This is a genomic window from Alteromonas sp. ABH4_454, assembly GCF_056311775.1.
In genome coordinates this window covers 2,843,163-2,865,668 of the sequence record NZ_CM149972.1, presented here as the reverse complement: position 1 = coordinate 2,865,668, position 22,506 = coordinate 2,843,163, and the positions used below count along the sequence as shown (strand labels likewise).

Genomic DNA, 22,506 nt, shown 5'->3' with positions numbered 1-22,506 from the left:
CAGTTGAAAGAGACATCTGCAAACAGTTGCTTGCGAGGTTTATGTGAACCCCATTATCGGCGAGTAACTCGTTAACCGAATCAAGTGGATGTAATTAGAGAGTCCATGAAAGAAGTCGAGGATTTAAATATGAGTATTCAAAATTCGAACAAGGTTGATTCAGAAAGCGCTAAAAGTAGCGAGCATGAGAACTTAAGGGCTAATGTTGTCTCTAACGATGAGCTACAAGTAGCAGCTTGTATTTAGTTCAAAGCAGAAAGTACAAGAAGTACTAGAGATAGTACAAAATAAAACATCGGTTGAACCGTCTCAAATAGAGGTTATAGAAGCCGGCGACCCCAAGTTGAGCGAAAAGCTAGAGCGAAACAGCGAATCAATTGGAAAGAGCATGTGGTCTTCTCACCTTCTTCTGGGTTCACTTGGACTTGTAGCCGGCTTAATTGCCGCTTTCTTATTAACTCAATTTGGGCCTGCCCTTACACAGCAAAACCCGTTGTTTACCTACATTGCATTAATTAGCCCTGGCCTCTTTATTGGGCTATTCGTAGCTGGGCTAATAGGCTTGCGCCCAGATAGAAACGAAGTGATACAGACGGTAAGGCATGCCGTTCGTTATGGCAAAGTGGCGTTAGTGATTAATCTTAGAAAGTCTCAATCATCATCAAAGGTGTCGCAGGTGTTGAAGCAGCATAGCGATAACGTGGTTGAATCAATTCGGTAGTGAAATTAATTACATGACATGAAAGCATGTCAAACGGCAGAATGTGTTAAAGTATTTAATTGTTGATTGAGCTTGCTACTTAAAACTCGTTTCTTAAAAGATATTGAAGGGCAATATACCGAATTTCGCGTATATTGCCCTTTAACGTTTGGTTTGTAGCAATTTGAAAGAAAGACTAGGCACCGATTGTATGGATTTGATATTTTTTGATTTAGATGGGACTTTGTTAAATAAGTCTTCAGAAATTTCTTCTTTCACAAGAGAAACATTGGATTTACTAAGTGAAAAGGATATTGCCTTTACGGTAGCCACAGGGCGCACCATGCATTCAGCACAATTCGTACTGCAGGGTCAATCTTTTGTACTACCTCACATCTATAATAATGGCGTAGCCATATGGGACCCAACCGGTAACGCTTTAACGCTGGAAAATCTGCTCGCCCCAAGTGAAGTTAATCTTATAATTGAGCACGCAGTTAAAAACAATATCACGCCTTTTATTAACACGGTTAATATGGACAGCCCTAATCACGAGCATGTGATATATCATTCTGCGCCAAAGCATCAAGTAGAATTCGATTTAATAGAAAAATACTTTTCGCGAACAAAAGCGCGGCTTGCCGCCATCGAGACCTTACCTGCTAATGCTCATATTACCAATATTAGTATGATTGGCGATGCAGCCCTCGTGTACGATATGTACAAGCAATTAAACATGCATGATGAATTAATCGCCTATTCTGGCCCTGCGATTGAAGGCGACGAGTACCGTTGGATGGATGTGCACCACAACCTTGCTAATAAAGGCAGCGCAGTTGAATCATTACGCAATCAATTAGACGCAAGCAACGTTATTGTTTTTGGAGATAGTGATAACGACTTAAGCATGTTTAAACTTGCTGACGAAGCTTATGCGCCTTCAAACGCCAAACCTTATATTAAGGATGCCGCCACTTCTGTAATTGGGCATCATGATGAAGATGGAATCGCTCGCTTTTTAAGAGAGCGATTCTCACTTTAACCGTTTTCGGCGTTTAGGCTACAGAACAAGGTGAAAACGTAGCCCACCTTTATGTAGCCAGCCTTTATAAGCGTCCACCTCAATAAGGGCCCATTGCTGAATCCTATAGATGGCGGGCCCAGATTATGTTCACTTGTTCATGGGCTACCATTCGATAGGCTCTCTGTCTTTTAAGAACTGTCCGTGAGGGCCACCTTCTTCCATAGTAGCTAGCCAAATTGCGGTATCCGCACCTTCTTCTGGAGTTTTAGGCGCGTCGCTGCCACCCATTCGAGTATGCACCCAGCCAGGCGTCATGCTGTTTACCGTAACATCAATCTTTTTGCCATCTGCAGCTTTATCGACCTCGGCAGCCATCTTTACGGTAAGAGCATTAATGGCGGCTTTCGTTACTGCATAGCATAAAGGCCCTTTTAAGCCTTCCGCAAAGCTACCGTAACTGGAGCTTATGTTAATAATGCGACCATACCCTCGTTCAATCATTTGCGGTAAAGTTTGCTGAATAAGTGTTAAAGGAGCACTCACGTTCACCTGCATAGATTTCGCTAAACTTTCAGAATTAACTTCTTTCCAATCGGTATCGTCTAATATCCCCGCGTTATTTATCAGAATATCGATAGGGCCATACACGGCTTCAGCACGCACAAACGCGTCTACAATGGCAGTTTCGTTATCAAGGGGCAGTTCAATAACATGTATATCCCCACCTACTATTTCCTTTTTAGCTTCAAGACCGGACTCTTCATCTCGACATCCCATCAATACTTTGTAGCCTTTAGACAGCATTCCTTTCACTATTTCCAGGCCTATACCTCGATTGCCACCAGTTACTAATACGTTTTTCGTCATACCAATACACTCCTTGCATTTACGCTTGGGCTTGTTTTGCCTCAAAACGATTGGATAAATAAAAACACAGCGGGAAAATCACACTCCACACTAAAGCGATAAAAATATAAGAGAGCATCATGCTGGTACCTAACTCGACCGCACCGAACTTGGCTCCAGCTATATAGCTAAGAGGCGCAAAGACAGCCCCCGCGATTGCTGCAATACCCATTCGACCGTTGAACGCAGTTAGACTGTGATAAACCGTACCCGCGAACGCGGCCCAGAGAAGGCTAAGCCATATGGGAATTGGCCAAAAGCTCACTAGCACCTCTGTCTGATTGAAAATAAATAACCCGCTTAAAGTGAGTAAGGCGTCGACCACAGTGCCAAGTAGAAAAACTGCACTCATAAGCTTTAGGTCTTCGACGCGTTTCGGGGAGAATACAATCCAAATCAAAAGTAGCCCTAATACGGGAAGTACAGCGCTATTTTGAAACAGAATCACTAACCACCATATGGCTTGAAACCAGGCGAAATTGGCAACTTTAAGTACCACAGTTTTATTCATTACGAACACTCTTACTTTTCATAAAAAAATATACGCTTACCGTCTAGTGATAGTTCAAATCTAAGCTATCAAAAGTAAACGAAAACAAACGGGTGTAAGTATGAATGCATAAGCTATTTGCTTTTTCCAATTACAAAGGATGTGTTATTCGTGAAAATGGTTAAGTACTACATACTGGGTGCACTACTAGCGTTGGTGCTAACGCTAACTGTGCCTGTGATATTGCTAAAAATTGCATTTGGATGGACAGCCTTTTCGCTTATAGCGGTAAGCAGTGCCTATTTACTTAATTACCCAAGTCTATTTCGCAAACGCGAAGATGGATCTATTCCCTTCTATATCCGTTGGGTTTTCGTACCCTTCTTACTGGGTTCGTGGCTTTACAACGAGTATGCACGGAGAACCGACAAGGTTCCCCCACTCCAAAAAATTGAACCTCATCTTTTTCTCGCATGCCGCATGTCTAATAAGCACGTAGACCTGCTTAACGAAAACAATGTCGATGCCATCCTCGATGTAACCGCAGAGTTTGACGGGTTAGATTGGACAGCGTATCAAGAAGATTATAAGTATTTAAACATACCCGTTTTGGACCATACTAGTCCCACCTCAGAGCAACTTGTTCTTGCTATCAACTGGCTCAATCAACAGATATCTGACAACAAAAACGTTGTTGTTCACTGCGCACTTGGCCGAGGCCGTTCGGTGCTAGTGGTAGCAGCTTACCTTCTGGCAAAAAATCCAAACTTAAGTGTAGATGAAGCCTTAAAACAGATTAATCAAATACGCCAAACGGCAAGGCTCAATAAGCGACAGTTAGCGTCGTTACAAAAAGTAAGAGATGGCGGGCTCTTGTCTTTACGAAAAGATCTTACATTGATTGTAAACCCGGTGGCGGGCGGCGGTAAATGGAAGCAGTACCGAGACGAAGTCCTTTCTAGACTGAATGAAAAGTTTAAGGTAACGATAAAAGAAACCACACCTGAAATAGACGGCAAAGCGTTAGCAGAACAGGCCAAAGATGAAAAAGCGGAGATTGTCATTGCCTGTGGTGGAGACGGTACGTTGACCGAAGTTGCGTCCGCGTTAATTAATACTGACATCACAATGGGTATTATCCCCTTTGGAACGGCCAATGCGCTTAGCCAAGTACTGCACGGATATGTTAGTAAGGTTATGCCTATAAGCACAGCGTGCGACATCATAATAAGGGGTGACACGTTAAAGATTGATACCGCAACCTGTAACGATAAGGTCATGTTGTTGGTAGCAGCCGTCGGGTTTGAAGAGCAAATGATTTCGGCCGCTGATAGAGAAGAAAAGAACGTGGGCGGGCAGTTCGCCTATTTAAAAGGACTGTGGAATGCCATTTCTAATAACGAAAACATGACATTTGAAGTAGCAAAAGATGATAAAGCGGTCTGAAACACTAGAAACACCTAGTTTTGTTATCGCCAACGCTGCACCTATGACGACGGCATTGGCGCAAGGCGCAGAGCAGCCAGATATTACCGACGGAAAATTAGATCTTACCTGGCTATTGCCACAACCAAGCTCTGACAGACAGTTTGCATCGTTAGCCGAACTCGTTTTAAGCCCTGCCGAATCAAAAAAGCAATCAGACTCCATACGCCATGAACGCGCATCATCTATAACATTGACATTCGATAAGCCTACTGCCTATGCAGTAGATGGTGAAATCTATGAAGGCGATAAACTTGTTATAAAAACCGTTCCTAGAAGTCTCACCGTACTCGCCAACTTTGAAGATAAGGATTAATTGATACATGGCTCAGAAAAGTAATTTCGAAGAAATTTTTAGCTTTCTTAATGACAAATTTTCTAACGAAACGGAGTACCTTCAAGCTGTACATGAGGTACTTGAAGATATAGTTCCTGTTTACAATGCAAATGAACAATACAAAGCATTCGATGTAATCAGACGTATCTGCATGCCAGAACGGGTAATTTATTTCACAGTCTCTTGGATGAACAGTGAAGGCAACATTGAAGTTAACCAAGGCTGGCGCGTGCAGCATAATTCAGCAATGGGTCCTTATAAAGGCGGCTTGCGTTTTCACCCGACCGTAAATTTATCGGTGCTAAAGTTTTTAGCCTTTGAGCAATGTTTTAAAAATGCGCTGACCGGCCTTCCTATGGGTGGCGGTAAAGGCGGTTCAGACTTTAACCCTAAAGGCCGAACCGACCGAGACATTATGCTGTTTTGCCAAGCATTTATGCGTGAGCTACAGCGACACATAGGCGCCAATACCGACGTACCAGCTGGCGACATCAACGTTGGAGCCCGTGAAATAGGCTACCTTTATGGCGAGTACCGCAGGTTAAACAATAAGTTTGAAGGTGTATTAACAGGTAAAGGCTTAGAATTTGGCGGTAGTTATGTTCGTACAGAAGCGACAGGCTTTGGCTTAATCTACTTTTTAGAAGCTGCGTGCAAGCACCGAGATACAAAAATAGAAGGCCAGACCATAGCAGTATCTGGCGCGGGTAATGTAGCACTGCATGGCGCACTTAAAGCGGTAGAAAAAGGTGGGAAGGTTATCTCCCTTTCTAATAGTCGAGGGCTTTTACATAATGAAGATGGGTTAACTGATACTGCGCTTAAATGGGCGATAGATAATCACGCTAACCGTAATAATATTCTTGCGGATATGGCTGACGAAAGCATGGGTAAGTGGGTACCTGATAAAAAACCATGGCATTTAAAATGTGATATTGCTTTACCCTGCGCAACGCAGAATGAGCTACTCGAAGACGACGCAAAAGCATTACTGGATAATGGCTGCCAAATGGTTTTAGAGGGTGCGAACATGCCGTGCACGAACGAAGCGCAATCACGCTTTTTAGACGCTAAAATTGTTTACGTTCCGGGTAAAGCATCAAATGCGGGCGGTGTTGCTTTATCTGGCTTAGAAATGAGCCAAAACGCAATGTTCAATCAACGTGACGCTAATACGCTAGATGACCAACTATATTCTATTATGGAGAGTATTCATCAACGCTGTCTAGACGAAGGAAAGGTAGACAGTGGTGATAGCAAGTACGTAAATTATATGAAGGGCGCTAACATTGCAGCGTTCAGGCGACTTGCTGACGCCATGGTGGCACAAGGCGTATAACCCCTCTCCTTTTTATCGCAGCTTGTCGATAGATTTACGGTAAAGCCGCCGTGAATTTATCGGCAACCCCTTTGTAAATATTGCTCTACATCTATGCTCCCCCTACCTTTTAGTCGACGATGAACCAAGAAAAGCAAGCAAAATCATAAACTAATACACATAAGATTCATGGAATAAAAATCGCATTACTAGAAGTGTCATTCACTTTTAAATATGCAAAAGGAACTTACCATGAAAATTTTTGAAGCACTGCGTCAGGACCACGAGAAACAACGTTTACTGCTTAAGATCCTAGCTGAAACCAGCGGTAACACTGCGGCACGTCGCGAATACTTTGAAGAGTTAAAAACACAGCTTGAAAGTCATGCGATAGCGGAAGAGCGCCATTTTTATACTCACCTGTTAGAGAAAGATTCTACGGTGGATTTAACGCGCCACGGTATCGCAGAACACCATGAAATTGATGAACTGCTATCGAAGTTAGACGAAACGGACATGAGTTCACCTGCTTGGTTACGTCATTTAAAGAATCTACAAGAAAAGGTAGAGCATCACCTTGCCGATGAAGAGCAAGAGTTTTTCCAAGTTGCTGGCAATGTTTTAAATGATCGTCAGAAAACCAAGCTTGCTGAAGAATATCAAAAAGAAATGAAACAAGAGTTAGACGAAGAAAAAATTACGGCTTAGATAGAAACACTGAAGCGCTTTTAAGCGCTTCGCTTTTTTATTAGTGTTACATGAAAAAGCCAGCTTAAAAAAGCTGGCTTTTGTTTGTTTTCATTACTGCTTTACAACACTTATTGCATTGTTACTCGCGCAGTATAGCAAGTGACATCAACTACTTTTTGGCAATGATATAAATTGCGTGGATAACGCCTGGAAAATAGCCAAGAATAGTTAGCAGGATATTAATCCAAAAGTGGGCACCTAGGCCAACTTGTAAAAATACGCCTAGTGGTGGAAGTAAAATTGATAAAAGTATACGAATGATGTCCATAATAAATTCCTTGTTTTTGAAGTAATTTCACAACTCAGTAGGCAAAATACTCACACGTGGTGATAGAATTGGGCCTATAAAGCGTTTCTATACGTCTCGTTATTAGTTTTTGCATTAACAATGCCAAGTCGCCTTAACAACGCCAAGTCGCATGAACAGTGCAAAATGGCAGGAATGAAGAAAAATCACCTTCATATGAGTACATACCCAGCAACAAAGCATTGCGTATACTTAGAAAATAAACTTTTCCTTATAAGAAAGCTATTCACCGAAAGGCGTATTTTGAAGCCAATCTTCAAGGTCTGAACGATTCAGCGGACGGCTAATGTAATAACCTTGAGCAATATCGCAGCCCCACTCTTTCAGAATTTCAAGGGAAGCTAAATCTTCTACACCCTCGGCGACCACTTTCAAATTAAAGACATTTGCCAAACTAAGCACGGTATGAACAATTTGTTGATCGTTCTCATCGCTAGCCAGAGAAAGAATAAAGCTCTTGTCTATTTTAATCGTTTTAACAGGTAAGTTCTTTAAATAGGCCAATGACGAATAGCCAGTACCAAAGTCATCAATTGCGAAGTGAAAGCCTCTGGCGGTTAATTCGTTAAGGTTTTCAATGGCAAGTGATGCATCAGCAACTAAATCACTTTCGGTTATTTCAAGTTCTAAAGATTCTGGTGATAGCCCTTCTTTCGTTAAAAGGGCTACTAGCTTGCTGAGTAATACTTTATTTTGAATGTCTTGGGTCGACAGGTTCATAGCAACAGTGAACCGATAACCTTTCGATCTAAAGTAAGATAAGTCAGTAATGGTTTGCTGCATCACCCAGGTCGTTACTTGCTCTATCAACCCTGCTTGCTCGGCAATAGTAATAAATTCATCTGGCGGTACAAAACCAAGCGCGCTATTGTTCCAGCGGATCAACGCCTCCATGCTGCAAACTTTCATCGTTTGCAAGTCAACCTTGGGCTGGTAAACCATAGACAGTTCGTCCTGCTGGCTTACAAGCGACCGCTTCAATTCCGTTGTTATGGCAAGCCTGCGATTATACCTATCCTCTAAATCGGTCCGATACCGTACACACCAGCTATCACTATGAATCGCCTCATCGGTCACTATGTTCATCTTTCTAAATAGCTCTTCAGAAGAAGAGGCATCTTGAGGACACTCGATTATCGCCATAGCAACTTTAACGGGTATGGCAATTAAGTTGCTCTCAACAGGCTGTTCCAAAATGTGTTTAAGTGTTTCCAACTGATCGTCGTTTAACGATTCGTGTGAAATATACAGTATCTCGCCGCCAGCAAGCCGTGCTGAGGTGCCCGGCCAGCGCTGCAAACGTTCAGAAAGTGCCTTTAACGTGTTATCACCATTTGAGTAACCATATAAATCATTTATGGTTCTAAACCCAATAACCGTTATAGCTACAACTTGAACCGCTTGCCCCTCTTTTATTTGGGACTCAAAATAGTCTTCAACATAATTACGATTGAAAAGACCGGTTAATACATCGTGTTCCGCCTGGTAACGAATGTGCTTTTCACGACTCTTAATACTTTCTTGCATGCTGTCTACGGCAACTGCAAGTTCTGTAATTTCTTTTAGTTTCGACGGTGATTCAAGAGTTGAACCATAACTACCCGATGCTACTTTATTTACGGCTTTAACTAGTTTAGAGACAGACTCGCTCACATTTCTTGCAAGAAACAGGGAAAGCCCGAGCGCAACTAAAATTGCTAGCAGACAGGATGCTAAAATGGTTAATTGAACTCGCGTAAAGGCGTTGAAATAAGACGTTGTATCGACGGCTAATGTAATAGCGACAGGTAAGTTTTGCTCAGAGCCTATGCTTACCTGACGCGCCAAGTAAGTTAATTCGTCTTTAAAGGTCACATCCACCCAAGACGGGTCTTGTTCTGATGTAATTATTCGATGTGCTTCACCCTTATCTAATGTTGCTTTAATGATCTCGTTTGAATCTGCTTTAGAAATAATAATCTCTGCATCAACAAGTTGTTTTAGCTGTTCAAGTAAATCATCGTCAAATTCAACACCAATTAGCATGTAATATCTGAGTGTAGGGATCTCTACCCGAATAAGGTTAAGCTGAATTAAATCATTAGATACAACAAAAAAGCCGCTGTCTCGATCTTTTGCAACGAGCGATAGACTGCTCTCTACATCCTGACCAACTTCGAATAAGTCTGTATGGGTTGCAACAACTTTGTGGTCTAGGCTCACTAACGCGATAATTTTGGTATTTAGGCGATCTGCATAACTCGTAAATGCAGCTTCAATAGAGGGAATATTCTCGGTTCCAACGGCGCGCCTAAAATCAAAGGAACGCGCCAAGACTTTAGATACACTTTTAATAACGGCTTGCCTGTCGGCAACAACTTTATCGAAAACTTTTTCAGCCAATTGAATATCGTGATCGATATTCTGAACAACGAGAGTGTTTGCAGAACGCCAAACAGCGCCAATAATCAGAAGTGATGCTATAACAATCCCAATTAACAAGGTTTGGAATAAAGTCTGGCTTAGTGTCTTTTGCACTATAGTGCCCCGTGAAGATTGTTGTGAATTTAAAGCAGTCGAAATAGATATTGATGTTAAGAATAGCTGATTAACTATTATAGGGACAGGTATAACATCCTGTAAATTTTAGATTTTAACGCTTTGTTACAAATGTCTCGTTCTCAACAGATATTTGCTAAAGCTGCGCTACTACAGCAAAAAAGCGGAGAAAAGCAAAAAGCCAGCATAGCGCTGGCTTTTAATACTATTTGGTGCGGAAAGCGGGACTTGAACCCGCACGAGCTATGCCCACCACCCCCTCAAGATGGCGTGTCTACCAATTCCACCACTTCCGCGAAATCTTTATATTATTAGTTTGAACCTTCAGAGCCGTCAGTTACAGGCACATCAGAAGCATCAGCTTCAACCGCTGGTACGTCGCTTTGCGCCGCGTCTTCAATAACAGGCACATCTTGGTCAGCCGGAAGCTGTACTGGTTCTTCAACAGCGGCTGGAACTTCTAAGTTGTTCCATTCATCTTCAGCACTTTCGCGGTTGGCGGTCAATGCACCTAAAGTAAGGCTAATGAAGAAAAATAAACCTGCCAAAATGCCGGTGGTACGCGTCATAAAGTTACCAGAACCAGACGAGCCAAATACTGTGTTTGAACCACCTGAGCCAAATGAAGCGCCCATATCTGCGCCTTTACCCTGTTGAATTAGAACAAATCCAATAAGTAAAAGTGCAACAATTAGGTATGCTACTAATAGCACTTCGTAAATCATAAATACCTCGTCAGTTTGCCGCTTGGCAAATTGAAATAAAATCTTCAGCCTTTAAACTGGCCCCGCCAATCAAACCGCCATCTACGTCTTTTTGCGCAAACAAGGTGTTGGCATTATCTGGCTTAACACTTCCGCCGTATAAAATACGTAGGCCCTGTGCCAGCTCTGTGTCTACTTTATTAAAGTAGCCACGAATAAATTCGTGAACGTCTTGTGCTTGTTCTGGGCTTGCAGTTTTACCTGTACCTATTGCCCAAATTGGTTCGTAAGCTATAACTGTTTTGCTTAGTTCATCCACAGACATTGCATTAACAAGTGCGTCTAGCTGTTCACCAACAAACGACTCTACGTTGTCAGCCTCTCTCACTTCAAGGGGTTCACCCACACAAATGATAGGAACTATGCCAGATGCGACACACTGCTTAGCTTTTAGCGCTACAAGTTCGCTTGACTCACCTTGGTCTTCGCGTCTTTCAGAGTGCCCAACGATTGCGTACTCACAACCTGCTTCTTTAAGCATTTGGACTGATAGCTCACCAGTATGTGCGCCATTTTCTAAATGACTTACGTTTTGAGTACCGATAGCAAATGAACGAGTTTCAAATGCGTGTAAAAGTAGAGAAGGAGCACAAATCACGATTTCCGATTCAGCTTTTACATCAGCAAGTTTCTGATTAAATTCAGCAACTAATGCCAAATTTCCATTCATTTTCCAATTGCCAGCCACGAATGGCTTTCTTACATTTTCACTCACAACGCAGACCTTAGCCCTGTCTTTAAAGCGGGCGTGATATTAACTATTTAATTGAAAAGATACAAGCACAAAAAGCAAAATTTCCTGCTACGCCAACTAATTGGCGAGATTACGAACAGTTTCTGCAATATGCTCAGCCCATTTATGAGATTGAGCATCGTCGTTCGACTCTACCATTACACGGATTAGTGGTTCAGTACCACTTTTACGCAGTAATACCCTCCCCGTCTTACCTAACGCAGATTCCGCTTCTTTCTTAGCGTTTTGTACATCTTGATGTGAAAGATAATCTACTTCTTGGTTTGCGTAACGCACGTTAACCAGTGTTTGCGGGTACATGTCAAAACCGCTCGCTAAGTCGTGTAGGTCCATATGAGAACGCAACATAGCAGCAAGTACCTGAAGCCCTGCAACAATACCATCGCCAGTCGAGCTCATATTAAGGTTAAGTACATGACCTGAATTCTCACCGCCAATAGCCCAGCCTTTTTGTTGCAGCAATTCCATCACGTATCTGTCGCCTACGTTACTTCTTACAAATGGAACGCCCAGCTTTGAAAGCGCATTTTCAAGACCAAGGTTACTCATCAAGGTGCCAACGACACCACCCTGCATTTTGCCATTTTTAAGTGCGTCGCGCGCGATGATGTAAACAATCTGGTCACCGTCTAAAACGTTACCGAGATGATCAACCATCATAATGCGATCGCCATCGCCATCTAGTGCAAAGCCAAGGTCAGCGCTGGTTTCTTTAACCTTTTCTACAATGGCGTTCATAGAAGTTGCGCCAACGCCGTCGTTGATGTTTAGGCCATCAGGCGCTGTTCCCAGTTCAATAACTGTTGCGCCTAGCTCGCGAAGCACATTTGGTGCTATGTGATACGTTGCGCCGTGCGCGCAATCTACCACTATTTTTAGACCTGTTAACGATAGCTCAGACGGGAATGTACCCTTACAAAATTCAATGTAACGACCTGCTGCGTCATTAATTCGTGTAGCTTTACCTAACTTGTCAGAAGCTACGCATGTCATTGGTCGCTCTAACATGTCTTCAATAGCTAGCTCAATGTCGTCATCTAGCTTAAAGCCTTGAGCAGAGAAAAATTTGATGCCGTTATCGTAAAAAGGGTTATGGGAGGCACTGATTACGATACCCGCTTCAGAACGGAATGTTTTCGTTAGATACGCAATAGCCGGTGTGGGCATAGGTCCTAGCAAGCCGATATTAATGCCTGCAGCCGATAGACCAGCTTCTAGAGAGGACTCTAGCATGTAGCCAGATATACGTGTGTCTTTACCGATAAGTACTTTATTTGTGCCGCGGCCAGCTAGAACTTTACCTGCGGCCCACCCTAATTTGGTAACAAACTCTGGGTTGATATTGCTCTCACCCACTTTTCCACGTATACCATCGGTGCCGAAATATTTGCGCTGAGTCATTATTATTCCTTATTTAATCGTATTCAGCATTTTCACGATATTGACAGCGTCCGCTGTTTCTTTAACGTCGTGAACGCGAATAATCTGTGCGCCCATTTGGGCGACAATTGTAGCGAGGCTTACGCTTCCAGCCAAGCGCTCATCTACTTTTCTGTTAAGCAAATTGCCTATCATTGATTTGCGTGACATTCCAACTAAGACAGGAAAGCCCAACGACATAATATCAGGCAGATGTTTAACCAGGGCATAGTTATGCTCTAGCGTTTTACCAAATCCGTAGCCTGGGTCGAACAATATGGACGCTTTCGCAATGCCGGCTTGCTCACATACTTTTGCGCGAGCTATTAAAAATTGGCTTACTTCGTCAATAACATCACTATATTCAGGGTTGTTTTGCATAGTTCGAGGTTGCCCCTTCATATGCATTAAGCACACGGGGACGTTAGCATCAGCTGCGGCTTCCAATGCACCGGGTTCTTGTAAAGCACGTACATCATTAATTAACCCTGCACCCGCCTTAGCTGCTTCACGCATTACTTCTGCTTTACTGGTATCAATAGATATCACAACATCGCTATTTTTAGCGACGGCTTCAATAACAGGTATTGTGCGGTCTAGTTCTTCTTGCAAAGATACATCAGGGGCGCCAGGTCGCGTAGATTCACCGCCTACGTCAATGAAGGTCGCGCCATCATCAAGCATGCGATGCGCATGTTCAACGGCTTGCGTCACATTGGCGTGCTTGCCACCGTCAGAGAAAGAGTCAGGGGTTACATTTAATATGCCCATCACATGAGACTGTGATAGATCGACGAAGTGCTTTCCAAACTGCATGAATTACTCGCATTATTGTTCTTTAAAGATGAAGCTATAAAGCAAACTGATTTTAACCCACAGAGATAGCGATAAGCATTAGATTAAAATCAAACTGCTCTAACAAAAAACGCCAGCTGAACTGGCGTTTTTTAATTAGTGTAGAGGCTTAGCTTGGAATATCACCCGGCTTGCCTACCGACGGTTTATCAACACCGTCGTTTTTAATTTCACCTTCGCGAACTGGTGCACCACCGCTTGGCTTATCGCCACCAGACGGCTTGCTGTCATCCCAGTCTGCAGGAGGACGAACGTCAGTGCGGTTCATCAGATCATCGATTTGCTTAGCATCAATGGTTTCGTACTTCATCAGTGCGTCTTTCATTGAGTGTAAGATATCAATATTGTCTTCAAGGATTTTTTGAGCGCGTTCGTAGTTGCTGTCAATCAATGACTTGATTTCGGCATCAATAGCACGTGCTGTGTCATCAGACATATTCGTTGCCTTAGACATAGACTTACCTAGGAACACTTCACCTTCGTCTTCAGCATAAAGCATTGGACCCATTTTGCTCGACAAGCCCCACTGAGTTACCATCTTACGTGCAATTTCAGTTGCGCGCTCGATGTCGTTAGATGCACCCGTTGTTACTTTGTCATCGCCATAAATGATGGCTTCAGCAATACGCCCACCAAACAAGCTAGAAATCATGCTTTCTAAGTGTTGTTTAGAATGACTTACACGGTCTTGCTCAGGCAAGTACATGGTCACACCCAACGCGCGACCGCGTGGAATGATCGACACTTTGTAAACCGGATCGTGCTCTGGCACTAGGCGACCAACAATGGCGTGACCTGCTTCGTGATACGCTGTCATCTCTTTTTCAGGCTCAGACATCACCATAGACTTACGTTCAGAGCCCATCATGATTTTGTCTTTCGCTTTCTCAAACTCTTCCATTGAAACCAGACGTTTGTTACCACGGGCAGCAAACAATGCAGCTTCATTTACTAGGTTCGCCAAATCGGCACCTGAGAAACCTGGTGTACCACGAGCAATAACAGAAGGTTCTACGTTGTCAGCAACAGGTACTTTGCGAATATGAACCTTAAGAATTTGTTCACGACCGCGAATATCTGGCAGACCTACTACAACCTGACGGTCGAAGCGACCAGGGCGAAGTAGCGCAGGGTCAAGAACGTCTGGGCGGTTAGTTGCGGCAATAACGATAATACCTTCGTGGCCTTCAAAGCCGTCCATTTCAACAAGCATTTGGTTAAGTGTTTGTTCACGCTCGTCGTGACCACCACCTAAACCAGCACCACGTTGACGGCCTACCGCGTCAATTTCGTCAATGAAAATAATGCAAGGCGCTGCTTTTTTGGCTTGTTCGAACATATCACGAACACGCGATGCACCAACACCTACGAACATTTCAACGAAATCAGAACCCGAAATAGTAAAGAAAGGTACTTTTGCTTCACCCGCGATAGCTTTCGCAAGTAACGTTTTACCCGTACCTGGAGGACCTACCATTAGCACGCCCTTCGGGATCTTACCGCCAAGCTTCTGGAACTTAGACGGGTCGCGAAGGAAGTCGACTAATTCAGATACGTCTTCCTTAGCTTCATCACAGCCTGCTACGTCAGCAAATGTCGTCTTGATTTGGTCTTCACCAAGTAAGCGAGCTTTGCTCTTTCCGAAAGACATAGCGCCACGGCCGCCGCCACCTTGCATTTGACGCATGAAGAAAATCCATACACCAATAAGCAATAGCATGGGGAACCATGAAATGAAAATTGACGTTAGAAGAGACTGCTCTTCCGGTGGTTCACCGTAAACTCTTACGTCGTTTTTAACTAAGTCAGATACTAACTTGTCGTCGAAGTAAGGTACGAATGTTTGGAAAGTTTCGCCTGAACGCTTTGTACCGCGAATTTCGCCACTATTGTTGATGCGAACTTCACGAATATTTCCCTGCTCTGCTTCTCTCAAAAACGTTGTGTAGTCAGTTTGCGAACGAGACGATTCACTCGGTGAAAAGCTCTGAAAAACCGACATTAAAACAACGGCGATGACTAACCATAAGATTAAATTTTTTGCCATATCGCTCAATGCTACTAACCTCTATAAACCCGAATTGCTTGTATATTCAACAAGTTGTTTATTGAATAAACGGCACAACTCGCAACGAAAACCGCTTAACCCAAAGCGTACTACACTTTATACCCACAAGCCACCAAATACACCTCACGAGAACGTGATCTGGACGAGTCAGGCTTACGCGTCTTTATGGTTGTGAAAGATTGTTTAAGTGCGTTCATGAACTCAACAAAACCTTCACCTTGGAACACCTTAATGACAAAAGAACCTCCAGGCTTTAAAACTTGGTGACACATATCTAGCGCTAGTTCGCAAAGGTACATAGAGCGAGATTGGTCAACCGAAGCGTTACCTGCAAGGTTCGGTGCCATATCAGACAACACAATATCTACGGTGTTCCCACCGATTCTGTTCAATAGTGCGTCGAGAACCGCGTCCTCTCTGAAATCACCTTGTAGAAAGTCTACGCCAACTATCGGATCCATGGGCAAAATATCGCACGCGATAACTTGACCATTGTCGCCAACAAGCTGTGCAGCTAGCTGAGACCAGCCCCCTGGTGCAGCACCAAGGTCTACAAGTGTCATTCCTGGCTTTATAAGCTTATCTTTTTTCTGGATTTCTTCCAGTTTATAAATAGCTCGCGAGCGCCAACCTTCCTTATTTGCTTTTTGCACATAATGGTCGTTGACGTGTTCTTGTAACCAGCGTTTACTGCTGGCGGAGTGTTTCTTTTTTGTCATTCCAGTACAATGTCATTAGGATTGTAGAGAAGATGGCGTTAGAATACGTTATTTCAAGCATAAACTAACAGATTAATTGTAAGAAATATTACTAGATGAAACTTTCAAATAAACAGAAACAATTCCTAAAAGGTCTTGCACACCCGTTAAAACCTGTTGTGCAGCTAGGTGGGAACGGCCTGACAGAAGGTGTAGTTGCAGAGATTGACAACGCACTTAGTCACCATGAATTAATTAAAGTTAAGGTACCAACTGATGATCGCGAAGAAAAAGCGCTTATCATGGATGCCATTGTACGTGAAACCAACTCAGTTAAGCTTCAGGTAATTGGTCACACGCTAATTATTTATCGTCAAAGCGAAGACTGTAAAATTCAGTTGCCAAAATAGCTACAAAATAACTGAATAAAAGGTGCCGTTCCCTTTCGGCACCATAGTTTTTCTTCTTACTTCCCGTTAACATCACGTTAATAACAGTGAACAAATAGGGTTTAAGGGAAAACTATGACGCTAAACAATCTTACCGCCATTGTTACTGGTGGTTGCTCTGGACTTGGTCATGCTACCGCGATTGCGCTTCGCGAAGCGGGTGCCAACGTCAGCCTTTTCGACCTAAATGACGAACTTGGCGCGCAACGCGTTGAAGAATTAGGTAACGACAACACACTTTTCACCAAAACCGATGTTCGTGATGAAGCCTCTGTTCAAGCGGCGATAGACGCGACAACCGAAAGGTTTGGCGCCATTTCTTTAGTGATTAACTGTGCAGGTATTGCGCCCGCAAAACGTTTACTCGATAAAGAAGGTAACCCTGCCCCACTCGGCGATTTTCAAAAAACTATCGATATTAACTTGGTTGGCAGTTTTAACGTATCTCGTTTAGTGGCTGCAACTATGGCCAAACAGTCGCCAATTAACGATGAAGGCGAACGCGGGCTTATTATCAATACTGCTTCAGTCGCAGGTTACGAAGGTCAAATAGGTCAAACTGCTTATGCTGCAAGCAAAGGTGGAATTATTGGTCTAACCCTGCCAATGGCTCGCGATTTAGCGCCGCTAGGAATTCGCGTTAATACGATAGCGCCTGGCGTGATGGGCACGCCTATGCTGCTTGCTATGCCTGAAAAGGTGCAAGACGCCCTTTCTGCCAACGTACAGTTTCCTAAGCGTCTAGGGCTGCCCGAAGAATTCGCAAAACTGGTTATCCACATGGCGAACAACAGCTATTTAAATGGTGAGACTATCCGTTTAGATGGCGGACTTCGCATGCCGCCCAAGTAGAAAAAAGTACAAAATCATAAACATTGGTTTTGCTAATAACGAGCACTAAAAATCTTTATAAACGGGAGCATAAGCTCCCTTTTTTCTCAGGATGGCTAAAACAACTGCCCCCTTTTTTAATGCTAGTCGCTAAAAGTAAGTATAGAGATAAGTCGTCGGAAGAGAAATTGCTTCATCTTCGTTGACACGTAACTCAGGATGTAACGCGGTAAGTCTTGCATAACTTTTCGGGTAATAAAGCTTTACTAATTTCATTCGACTTTTATGAAATTTATCAATAGTGGGCTTAAAACGCATTAGCTCGTTAACCGTTTTTTCAATACTCATTAGTGAGTTAGTGTTTTTTCTGATATTGAGTGCAATATGAAGAGGATCTTCCCCTTCTTTTGAGCCACTGAATTGAACATTATTTTCAAAGAGGTATGAGATTAATTCCGCATCATGCTTTGACGCCGCATAGTAAACTAAACTCTTACCATAAGCGTCGGGTTCGTAAATGGGTACACCTAAGACCGACATCTTTTCTATAAAGTCACTGTTCAGAAGTCTTCTGAAGGTTAGTTGGTTATAATCATTTATCCCGCTCCAGAATGGACTCTGGATAATGGCGGAATAGCCTGTTTGGAACATTAGCAACTTGTACATCACAAATTCATGCTGACTTTTATGCACAGGCTCAGACAATATTAAATCAATGCCTTGTTGCGCTTTCCTTTCTCTAAAGTAAGTGTATGAAGAATCTATTCTATCTATCAAAGCTTGATTTACAGGTACACCTTCAGTGGGTGTTCTATATTTACGAAGGTAATAATCAACTAGCACTGGATCTGTAGCAGAAAGTTTACGGATGATCGCTTTTTTATCACCATCAAAACGTGAAGCAACCTCGGATACGACATCATGTATTTCTCGTGGTTGCCAGCGTTTGTTTAGCTCTGTCACGTGCGCGTTACATTCCGTAGTGATACGTTGTAACTCGGTGTGATTTAAACTCCCTTGTACACTTGCCAACTGTTGTTTTTCTAGCGTTTCAATGAGGGGATGATTTTCACTTATGCGTATATTTTTTCTTTGGGCTATCGAAGTTAAATCTAAATTATAGTCAACGATGAGCGTCTGAATTTCGCTATCGTCAAATCTATAAAAATTTCGAGGAAAACGCCCTTCTATTAGTTCATACGTTTGTGACTCGAAACGCGCGGCTGCGTTAAAATCCAATAACCTTAATACAATATTAGCTGCGGATGCTCGGTTATCAGTATGAAAGCTGTATGTCAGTGCACTAAGTGCCCACTCCATGCTAGAGCCTAAGTATTCGTCTTGCGTGGGTCTAAATCCCCGCTTAAGCATAGCCTCAACAATATTATCCCGGTTGCCCATAATGGCATAGTCAAGAAGCGAAGTTGTGGCGTAACGATCATAGGAAACTTTGGCAAAAGGGTTCTCTAGCGCCTCGAACATCATGAGTATGCTGTCATCTGACGTATTTTCATCTAGAAGGAAGTACGCGACATCGTCAACACTCACATCGTTTTCAGCAAGCGTCGTTTGTTTTTCTAATAGCGTTAAACGCTCGAAATTCTTAAACTTGGAATTGGGAACCTTTATCATTACTGACAAGCCCCATTCTTTAGCTAAAGGTTCTGCATCAAAGAATCTGTCGTTTAAATCCTTCGTTTGCAAAGAAGTTGGCGCGTCACTTCTTAAGTATTCAATTCGAAAACTTTCAGCAAAATTTGAGTTTAGAAAATGTTCGACAACCAGTGTGACATCATTAAGAGAATAGACACCCTCTTTAATGTAGCGATCCCAACTGGTGTGGGTATTCCGAGCCCAGGCGGTGTTTTGCTGCTTTTGCTGGTGAAGAAAGGTTAAACAAGAAGAGTAGTTCTTAGTATCAGCGAGGGCTATTTCTTCGGAAGCATTACCTGTTATCGTGTCAGTAACCTTATATTCTTCAATGGGCGAATACGTTGTTTCGCTTGAATCAGAAGAGTATTGATTACTTACATAGATAACCCCACAACCAAGTAGCACAACCCCTATGCTACTTATTAACTTCCTATTCATAACTATGTACTCCCTTACTCAAATAAATTCATACCCTTATTCTAATTTAAGCCGTCGTGTAATCTTCAACTCCCCAGAAACCTAGCGAGCTACTCTCTCTCATAGCTATTCGCCATCACCACCATTAACAATAAGGGCGATATTGTATAAACGATTTACCGCATGGTAGTTAATAGAGTTTTTAGGGTAGCGCCCTTTACTACTAATTTTGCCGGCTTCTTGCTCCATCAAAATAGTCAGCGCATCATCGACAGTTTCAACGGTATAAATGTGAAACAGCCCTTTTTTCACGGCGTCGATAACTGTGGCATCTAATACCAAGTTTATTGCATTCGATTTAGGAATAATTACGCCCTGCGTACCGGTTAGGCCGCGGTGCTGACATAAGTCAAAAAAGCCTTCTATCTTTTCGTTTACCCCGCCAACGGCTTGCACTTCACCATATTGGTTTATTGAACCTGTAATAGCCAAGGTTTGTAGGCATGGAATTTCAGTCAGCGCAGATATAAGCGCAACCAATTCGCCTAGTGATGCACTGTCACCGTCTATATGACCGTAAGACTGTTCCAACGCGATGTTTGCAGATAGTGTTAGCGGGAAATGCTGAGCGTATTTATTACCTAAATAGCCGTTCAGTAACATAACCCCTTTAGAGTGTATGGGCTGTCCAAGCTCTACTTCACGCTCGATATCAACTACGCCACTTGCCCCAGCAAACACAGTAGATGTAATGCGAGCAGGCGTACCAAATGCGGTGTCACCAATATCCAATACGGTTAATCCGTTGACTTTTCCTACCGCTTTGCCCTCAGTGGCAATAAGCACGTGACCTTCTTTAATATCGTTTAAAAGCGTTTGACTAACGCGGCCTGTGCGGCGTTTTTTGGCACTTAATGCTGTCTTTAGATGATCAAGCTCTAGCGTGTCGGCATTCGACTTCTTACAGAAATAGTAGGCTTCATTGACCAGCTCGATAACTTCAGCAAAATGCGCAGAAAGCTTTTCTTTGTGTTCCGCCATTCTAAGTGAATATTCAACCAGCCTGCACATGGCATTAGCCGTTATACCTTCAAGCCCTAGTGTATTAAGATGCGCGCGCACCTTGCCTACAAAGTCGAAAAGCGCCTGTCGAGTAACGGGGATTTCTAAGTCAAAATCCACTAACACTCTGAAAAGTTCGTCAAACTCGTCATCATAATCTTGCAGGGTGTAGTACAAATCGCGGGAGCCTAACAAAACGATTTTCACATTTAAGTCGATAGGCTGAGGGTTTAGCGTGATGTTATTCACCATACCCACGTCTTGCTGGGGTAAATCCATGCGCAAGCGCTGTGACTTAATGGCAAGTTTCAGGGTATCCCACACAAAGGGCTGCTCTATTAGTTGGTCAACATCCAATAAAAGGTAGCCGCCATTTGCCCGGTGCAGCGCACCTGACTGTATCATTCTGTAATTGGTAAATACGCTTCCATGAATGTTGGTGTATTCAATTTTACCGAACAGGTTTTGGTAGGTAGGGTTCGGCTCGTAAATAACAGGTGCCGCATCGTCTAATTTATTTGATACCAATACATTAGGAAGAAACTGCTCTTCTAAAAATATCTTCTTATCGAAATCGTCACTCTTTTCCTCTTTTTGCTCTTCATTACGAATAACTAAGATAGCGTTAACCAAAGCGGTCTTGAGCTGTTTTAGATACTTCATAACCCCAAGCTCAGAGGCGTACTTGTGCTCAAACACTTTGATAAGCGGCTTAATCACGTGCTCTGCGGTCTTTTTGTCTAGCTCACGCAGACGCTCTGAGTTTTCGCGTTTCCACGTAGGTAAACTCAACAGACTTTCACTCAGTCTGTTTTCTAAGTCATCAATGAGCGTGTAAAAGCCTTCTCGCTGCTCGTCAGTGAGCGATGCAAAATCAGTATCTCTTATCGGCTTGCCGTTGATGATGGGTGAAAACGTAATTGACCCACCCTCTTCGTAAAGGGCAACGTCGTTAGCTTGTGCGTAACGCTCTACAGCATCTATAGCAGCGTCATACTTTTGTTCAAACTCTCTGGAGATAGAGGCGCGGCGGCGCTGATAACCAGGGTTATCAAATGCAATAGGCAGTGAATCCAACACATCATCAATAAGTGCAGCCATATCTTTTTGAAATGCCTTGCCACCACCTGGCGGAAATTTTAGCGCTACAGGTTGGCGTTCATCATCGAAGTTGTTGATATAACACCAATCATCGGGTGCGCAAAGCTGTGCGACTTGGCGTTCAATGTAGTCTTTTACTAAAGTGAAACGCCCTGTAGCAGGCTCACCCATTACGTAAAGGTTGTAACCTTTGGTGTTAATACCTAATCCGAATGTTAGCGCTTCCCGTGCACGCTCTTGCCCAATAAAAGTCGCGTTTAGCGCTTCATCGTCTTTTAAGGCACTGTTTACCGCTCGGCGATTTATGGTAGGTGATAGCGCGTCTACATTTAACGCATATATATTAGTGTCTACAGACATGCCTGTTCTATTTTCGTTTCTTTACTTAAGTGAAACCCTAATTAACAGCACTGTCAAACGGTTAACTCTAATAAGGCAGCTTTACGTTGTTAATTGAACAACAAACAACCAGCTTGGCGTCTTAATGCATTGATTAACGCATAACGAGCAGGCACTAAGGTTTCTGTTCATATTGATACATAGAGAAACAAGGTGTAGCTTTTTAACGGCAGTAAGTGCG

General features: G+C 43.0%; 18 protein-coding genes, 1 tRNA gene and 1 pseudogene. 7 read left to right on the top strand and 13 right to left on the bottom strand.

Features of this window, described 5'->3' with window-relative positions; translation table 11 throughout:
- The first annotated feature begins 388 nt into the window (after positions 1-388).
- Together ACYX4W_RS12495 and ACYX4W_RS12490 are read left to right on the top strand one after the other, a co-directional pair.
- Positions 389-721 (top strand): hypothetical protein, encoded by a 333-nt coding sequence (locus ACYX4W_RS12495; protein WP_476073396.1) that lies wholly within the window; start codon positions 389-391, stop codon positions 719-721.
- Between the two features lie 190 nt (positions 722-911).
- Complete coding sequence (locus tag ACYX4W_RS12490) at positions 912-1,742, top strand: HAD family hydrolase (RefSeq protein ID WP_476073395.1); 831 nt, start codon at positions 912-914, stop codon at positions 1,740-1,742.
- Between the two features lie 144 nt (positions 1,743-1,886).
- Here ACYX4W_RS12490 and ACYX4W_RS12485 read toward each other — a convergent pair whose 3' ends face one another.
- Together ACYX4W_RS12485 and ACYX4W_RS12480 are read right to left on the bottom strand one after the other, a co-directional pair.
- Positions 1,887-2,591, bottom strand: a complete 705-nt coding sequence (locus ACYX4W_RS12485) for an SDR family NAD(P)-dependent oxidoreductase (RefSeq protein ID WP_474806987.1) — start codon at positions 2,589-2,591, stop codon at positions 1,887-1,889.
- A gap of 19 nt (positions 2,592-2,610) precedes the next feature.
- Entirely contained in the window at positions 2,611-3,141 is a 531-nt protein-coding gene (locus ACYX4W_RS12480; RefSeq protein ID WP_476054190.1) for a DUF2878 domain-containing protein, read from the bottom strand.
- 150 nt (positions 3,142-3,291) lie between these two features.
- Between ACYX4W_RS12480 and ACYX4W_RS12475 the strand changes: the two are divergent.
- The 3 genes and pseudogenes from ACYX4W_RS12475 (at position 3,292) to ACYX4W_RS12465 (ending at position 6,968) form a co-directional block, all read left to right on the top strand.
- Positions 3,292-4,921 (top strand): annotated as a pseudogene (locus tag ACYX4W_RS12475) (diacylglycerol kinase family protein).
- Between the two features lie 7 nt (positions 4,922-4,928).
- Positions 4,929-6,281, top strand: a complete 1,353-nt coding sequence (gdhA, locus tag ACYX4W_RS12470) for an NADP-specific glutamate dehydrogenase (protein ID WP_476073394.1) — start codon at positions 4,929-4,931, stop codon at positions 6,279-6,281.
- 231 nt (positions 6,282-6,512) lie between these two features.
- Complete coding sequence (locus tag ACYX4W_RS12465; RefSeq protein WP_474806995.1) at positions 6,513-6,968, top strand: hemerythrin domain-containing protein; 456 nt, start codon at positions 6,513-6,515, stop codon at positions 6,966-6,968.
- A 151-nt stretch (positions 6,969-7,119) separates the two neighbouring features.
- On the opposite strand, the gene ACYX4W_RS12460 is transcribed toward ACYX4W_RS12465, so the two are convergent.
- From ACYX4W_RS12460 to rlmE, 9 genes are all read right to left on the bottom strand, one after another.
- Complete coding sequence (locus tag ACYX4W_RS12460) at positions 7,120-7,278, bottom strand: YqaE/Pmp3 family membrane protein (protein WP_015067141.1); 159 nt, start codon at positions 7,276-7,278, stop codon at positions 7,120-7,122.
- 261 nt (positions 7,279-7,539) lie between these two features.
- Complete coding sequence (locus ACYX4W_RS12455; protein ID WP_476054193.1) at positions 7,540-9,834, bottom strand: EAL domain-containing protein; 2,295 nt, start codon at positions 9,832-9,834, stop codon at positions 7,540-7,542.
- A gap of 231 nt (positions 9,835-10,065) precedes the next feature.
- Positions 10,066-10,151 (bottom strand) — tRNA-Leu (locus ACYX4W_RS12450).
- 15 nt (positions 10,152-10,166) lie between these two features.
- Positions 10,167-10,580 (bottom strand): preprotein translocase subunit SecG, encoded by a 414-nt coding sequence (gene secG, locus ACYX4W_RS12445; protein ID WP_476054194.1) that lies wholly within the window; start codon positions 10,578-10,580, stop codon positions 10,167-10,169.
- 10 nt (positions 10,581-10,590) lie between these two features.
- Positions 10,591-11,334, bottom strand: coding sequence for a triose-phosphate isomerase (gene tpiA / locus ACYX4W_RS12440; protein WP_474807002.1), 744 nt, complete (start codon positions 11,332-11,334; stop codon positions 10,591-10,593).
- A 96-nt stretch (positions 11,335-11,430) separates the two neighbouring features.
- On the bottom strand, positions 11,431-12,774 hold the full coding sequence (glmM, locus tag ACYX4W_RS12435; RefSeq protein ID WP_476073393.1) for a phosphoglucosamine mutase: 1,344 nt from the start codon (positions 12,772-12,774) through the stop codon (positions 11,431-11,433).
- A 9-nt stretch (positions 12,775-12,783) separates the two neighbouring features.
- The gene (gene folP / locus ACYX4W_RS12430; RefSeq protein ID WP_476073392.1) at positions 12,784-13,608 is read right to left on the bottom strand and encodes a dihydropteroate synthase; all 825 of its coding nucleotides are present in this window, start codon (positions 13,606-13,608) and stop codon (positions 12,784-12,786) included.
- 148 nt (positions 13,609-13,756) lie between these two features.
- Positions 13,757-15,703 (bottom strand): ATP-dependent zinc metalloprotease FtsH, encoded by a 1,947-nt coding sequence (ftsH, locus tag ACYX4W_RS12425; protein ID WP_179983328.1) that lies wholly within the window; start codon positions 15,701-15,703, stop codon positions 13,757-13,759.
- Positions 15,704-15,804: 101 nt separating this feature from the next.
- On the bottom strand, positions 15,805-16,434 hold the full coding sequence (gene rlmE, locus ACYX4W_RS12420; RefSeq protein ID WP_014949364.1) for a 23S rRNA (uridine(2552)-2'-O)-methyltransferase RlmE: 630 nt from the start codon (positions 16,432-16,434) through the stop codon (positions 15,805-15,807).
- 95 nt (positions 16,435-16,529) lie between these two features.
- Here rlmE and yhbY point away from each other — a divergent pair, with 95 nt between their 5' ends.
- Both yhbY and ACYX4W_RS12410 read left to right on the top strand, forming a co-directional pair.
- Complete coding sequence (yhbY, locus tag ACYX4W_RS12415) at positions 16,530-16,823, top strand: ribosome assembly RNA-binding protein YhbY (RefSeq protein WP_014949363.1); 294 nt, start codon at positions 16,530-16,532, stop codon at positions 16,821-16,823.
- Positions 16,824-16,937: 114 nt separating this feature from the next.
- The gene (locus ACYX4W_RS12410; protein WP_476073391.1) at positions 16,938-17,714 is read left to right on the top strand and encodes a 3-hydroxyacyl-CoA dehydrogenase; all 777 of its coding nucleotides are present in this window, start codon (positions 16,938-16,940) and stop codon (positions 17,712-17,714) included.
- Positions 17,715-17,843: 129 nt separating this feature from the next.
- Here ACYX4W_RS12410 and ACYX4W_RS12405 read toward each other — a convergent pair whose 3' ends face one another.
- Positions 17,844-19,784 (bottom strand): hypothetical protein, encoded by a 1,941-nt coding sequence (locus ACYX4W_RS12405; protein ID WP_476073390.1) that lies wholly within the window; start codon positions 19,782-19,784, stop codon positions 17,844-17,846.
- A 105-nt stretch (positions 19,785-19,889) separates the two neighbouring features.
- On the bottom strand, positions 19,890-22,286 hold the full coding sequence (locus ACYX4W_RS12400; RefSeq protein WP_474807016.1) for a Lon protease family protein: 2,397 nt from the start codon (positions 22,284-22,286) through the stop codon (positions 19,890-19,892).
- Positions 22,287-22,506 lie beyond the last annotated feature (220 nt).

What these genes read in the sequence shown, in the direction of transcription:
- ACYX4W_RS12465 (WP_474806995.1), top strand. Translation starts at nt 6,513, where the DNA reads ATGAAAATTTTTGAAGCACTGCGTCAGGACCACGAGAAACAACGTTTA.
- secG (WP_476054194.1), bottom strand. Translation starts at nt 10,580, where the DNA reads ATGATTTACGAAGTGCTATTAGTAGCATACCTAATTGTTGCACTTTTA.
- ACYX4W_RS12485 (WP_474806987.1), bottom strand. Translation starts at nt 2,591, where the DNA reads ATGACGAAAAACGTATTAGTAACTGGTGGCAATCGAGGTATAGGCCTG.
- rlmE (WP_014949364.1), bottom strand. Translation starts at nt 16,434, where the DNA reads ATGACAAAAAAGAAACACTCCGCCAGCAGTAAACGCTGGTTACAAGAA.
- gdhA (WP_476073394.1), top strand. Translation starts at nt 4,929, where the DNA reads ATGGCTCAGAAAAGTAATTTCGAAGAAATTTTTAGCTTTCTTAATGAC.
- ACYX4W_RS12405 (WP_476073390.1), bottom strand. Translation starts at nt 19,784, where the DNA reads ATGAATAGGAAGTTAATAAGTAGCATAGGGGTTGTGCTACTTGGTTGT.
- ACYX4W_RS12490 (WP_476073395.1), top strand. Translation starts at nt 912, where the DNA reads ATGGATTTGATATTTTTTGATTTAGATGGGACTTTGTTAAATAAGTCT.
- ACYX4W_RS12460 (WP_015067141.1), bottom strand. Translation starts at nt 7,278, where the DNA reads ATGGACATCATTCGTATACTTTTATCAATTTTACTTCCACCACTAGGC.
- ACYX4W_RS12400 (WP_474807016.1), bottom strand. Translation starts at nt 22,286, where the DNA reads ATGTCTGTAGACACTAATATATATGCGTTAAATGTAGACGCGCTATCA.
- ACYX4W_RS12480 (WP_476054190.1), bottom strand. Translation starts at nt 3,141, where the DNA reads ATGAATAAAACTGTGGTACTTAAAGTTGCCAATTTCGCCTGGTTTCAA.
- yhbY (WP_014949363.1), top strand. Translation starts at nt 16,530, where the DNA reads ATGAAACTTTCAAATAAACAGAAACAATTCCTAAAAGGTCTTGCACAC.
- ACYX4W_RS12410 (WP_476073391.1), top strand. Translation starts at nt 16,938, where the DNA reads ATGACGCTAAACAATCTTACCGCCATTGTTACTGGTGGTTGCTCTGGA.
- ACYX4W_RS12495 (WP_476073396.1), top strand. Translation starts at nt 389, where the DNA reads ATGTGGTCTTCTCACCTTCTTCTGGGTTCACTTGGACTTGTAGCCGGC.
- folP (WP_476073392.1), bottom strand. Translation starts at nt 13,608, where the DNA reads ATGCAGTTTGGAAAGCACTTCGTCGATCTATCACAGTCTCATGTGATG.
- glmM (WP_476073393.1), bottom strand. Translation starts at nt 12,774, where the DNA reads ATGACTCAGCGCAAATATTTCGGCACCGATGGTATACGTGGAAAAGTG.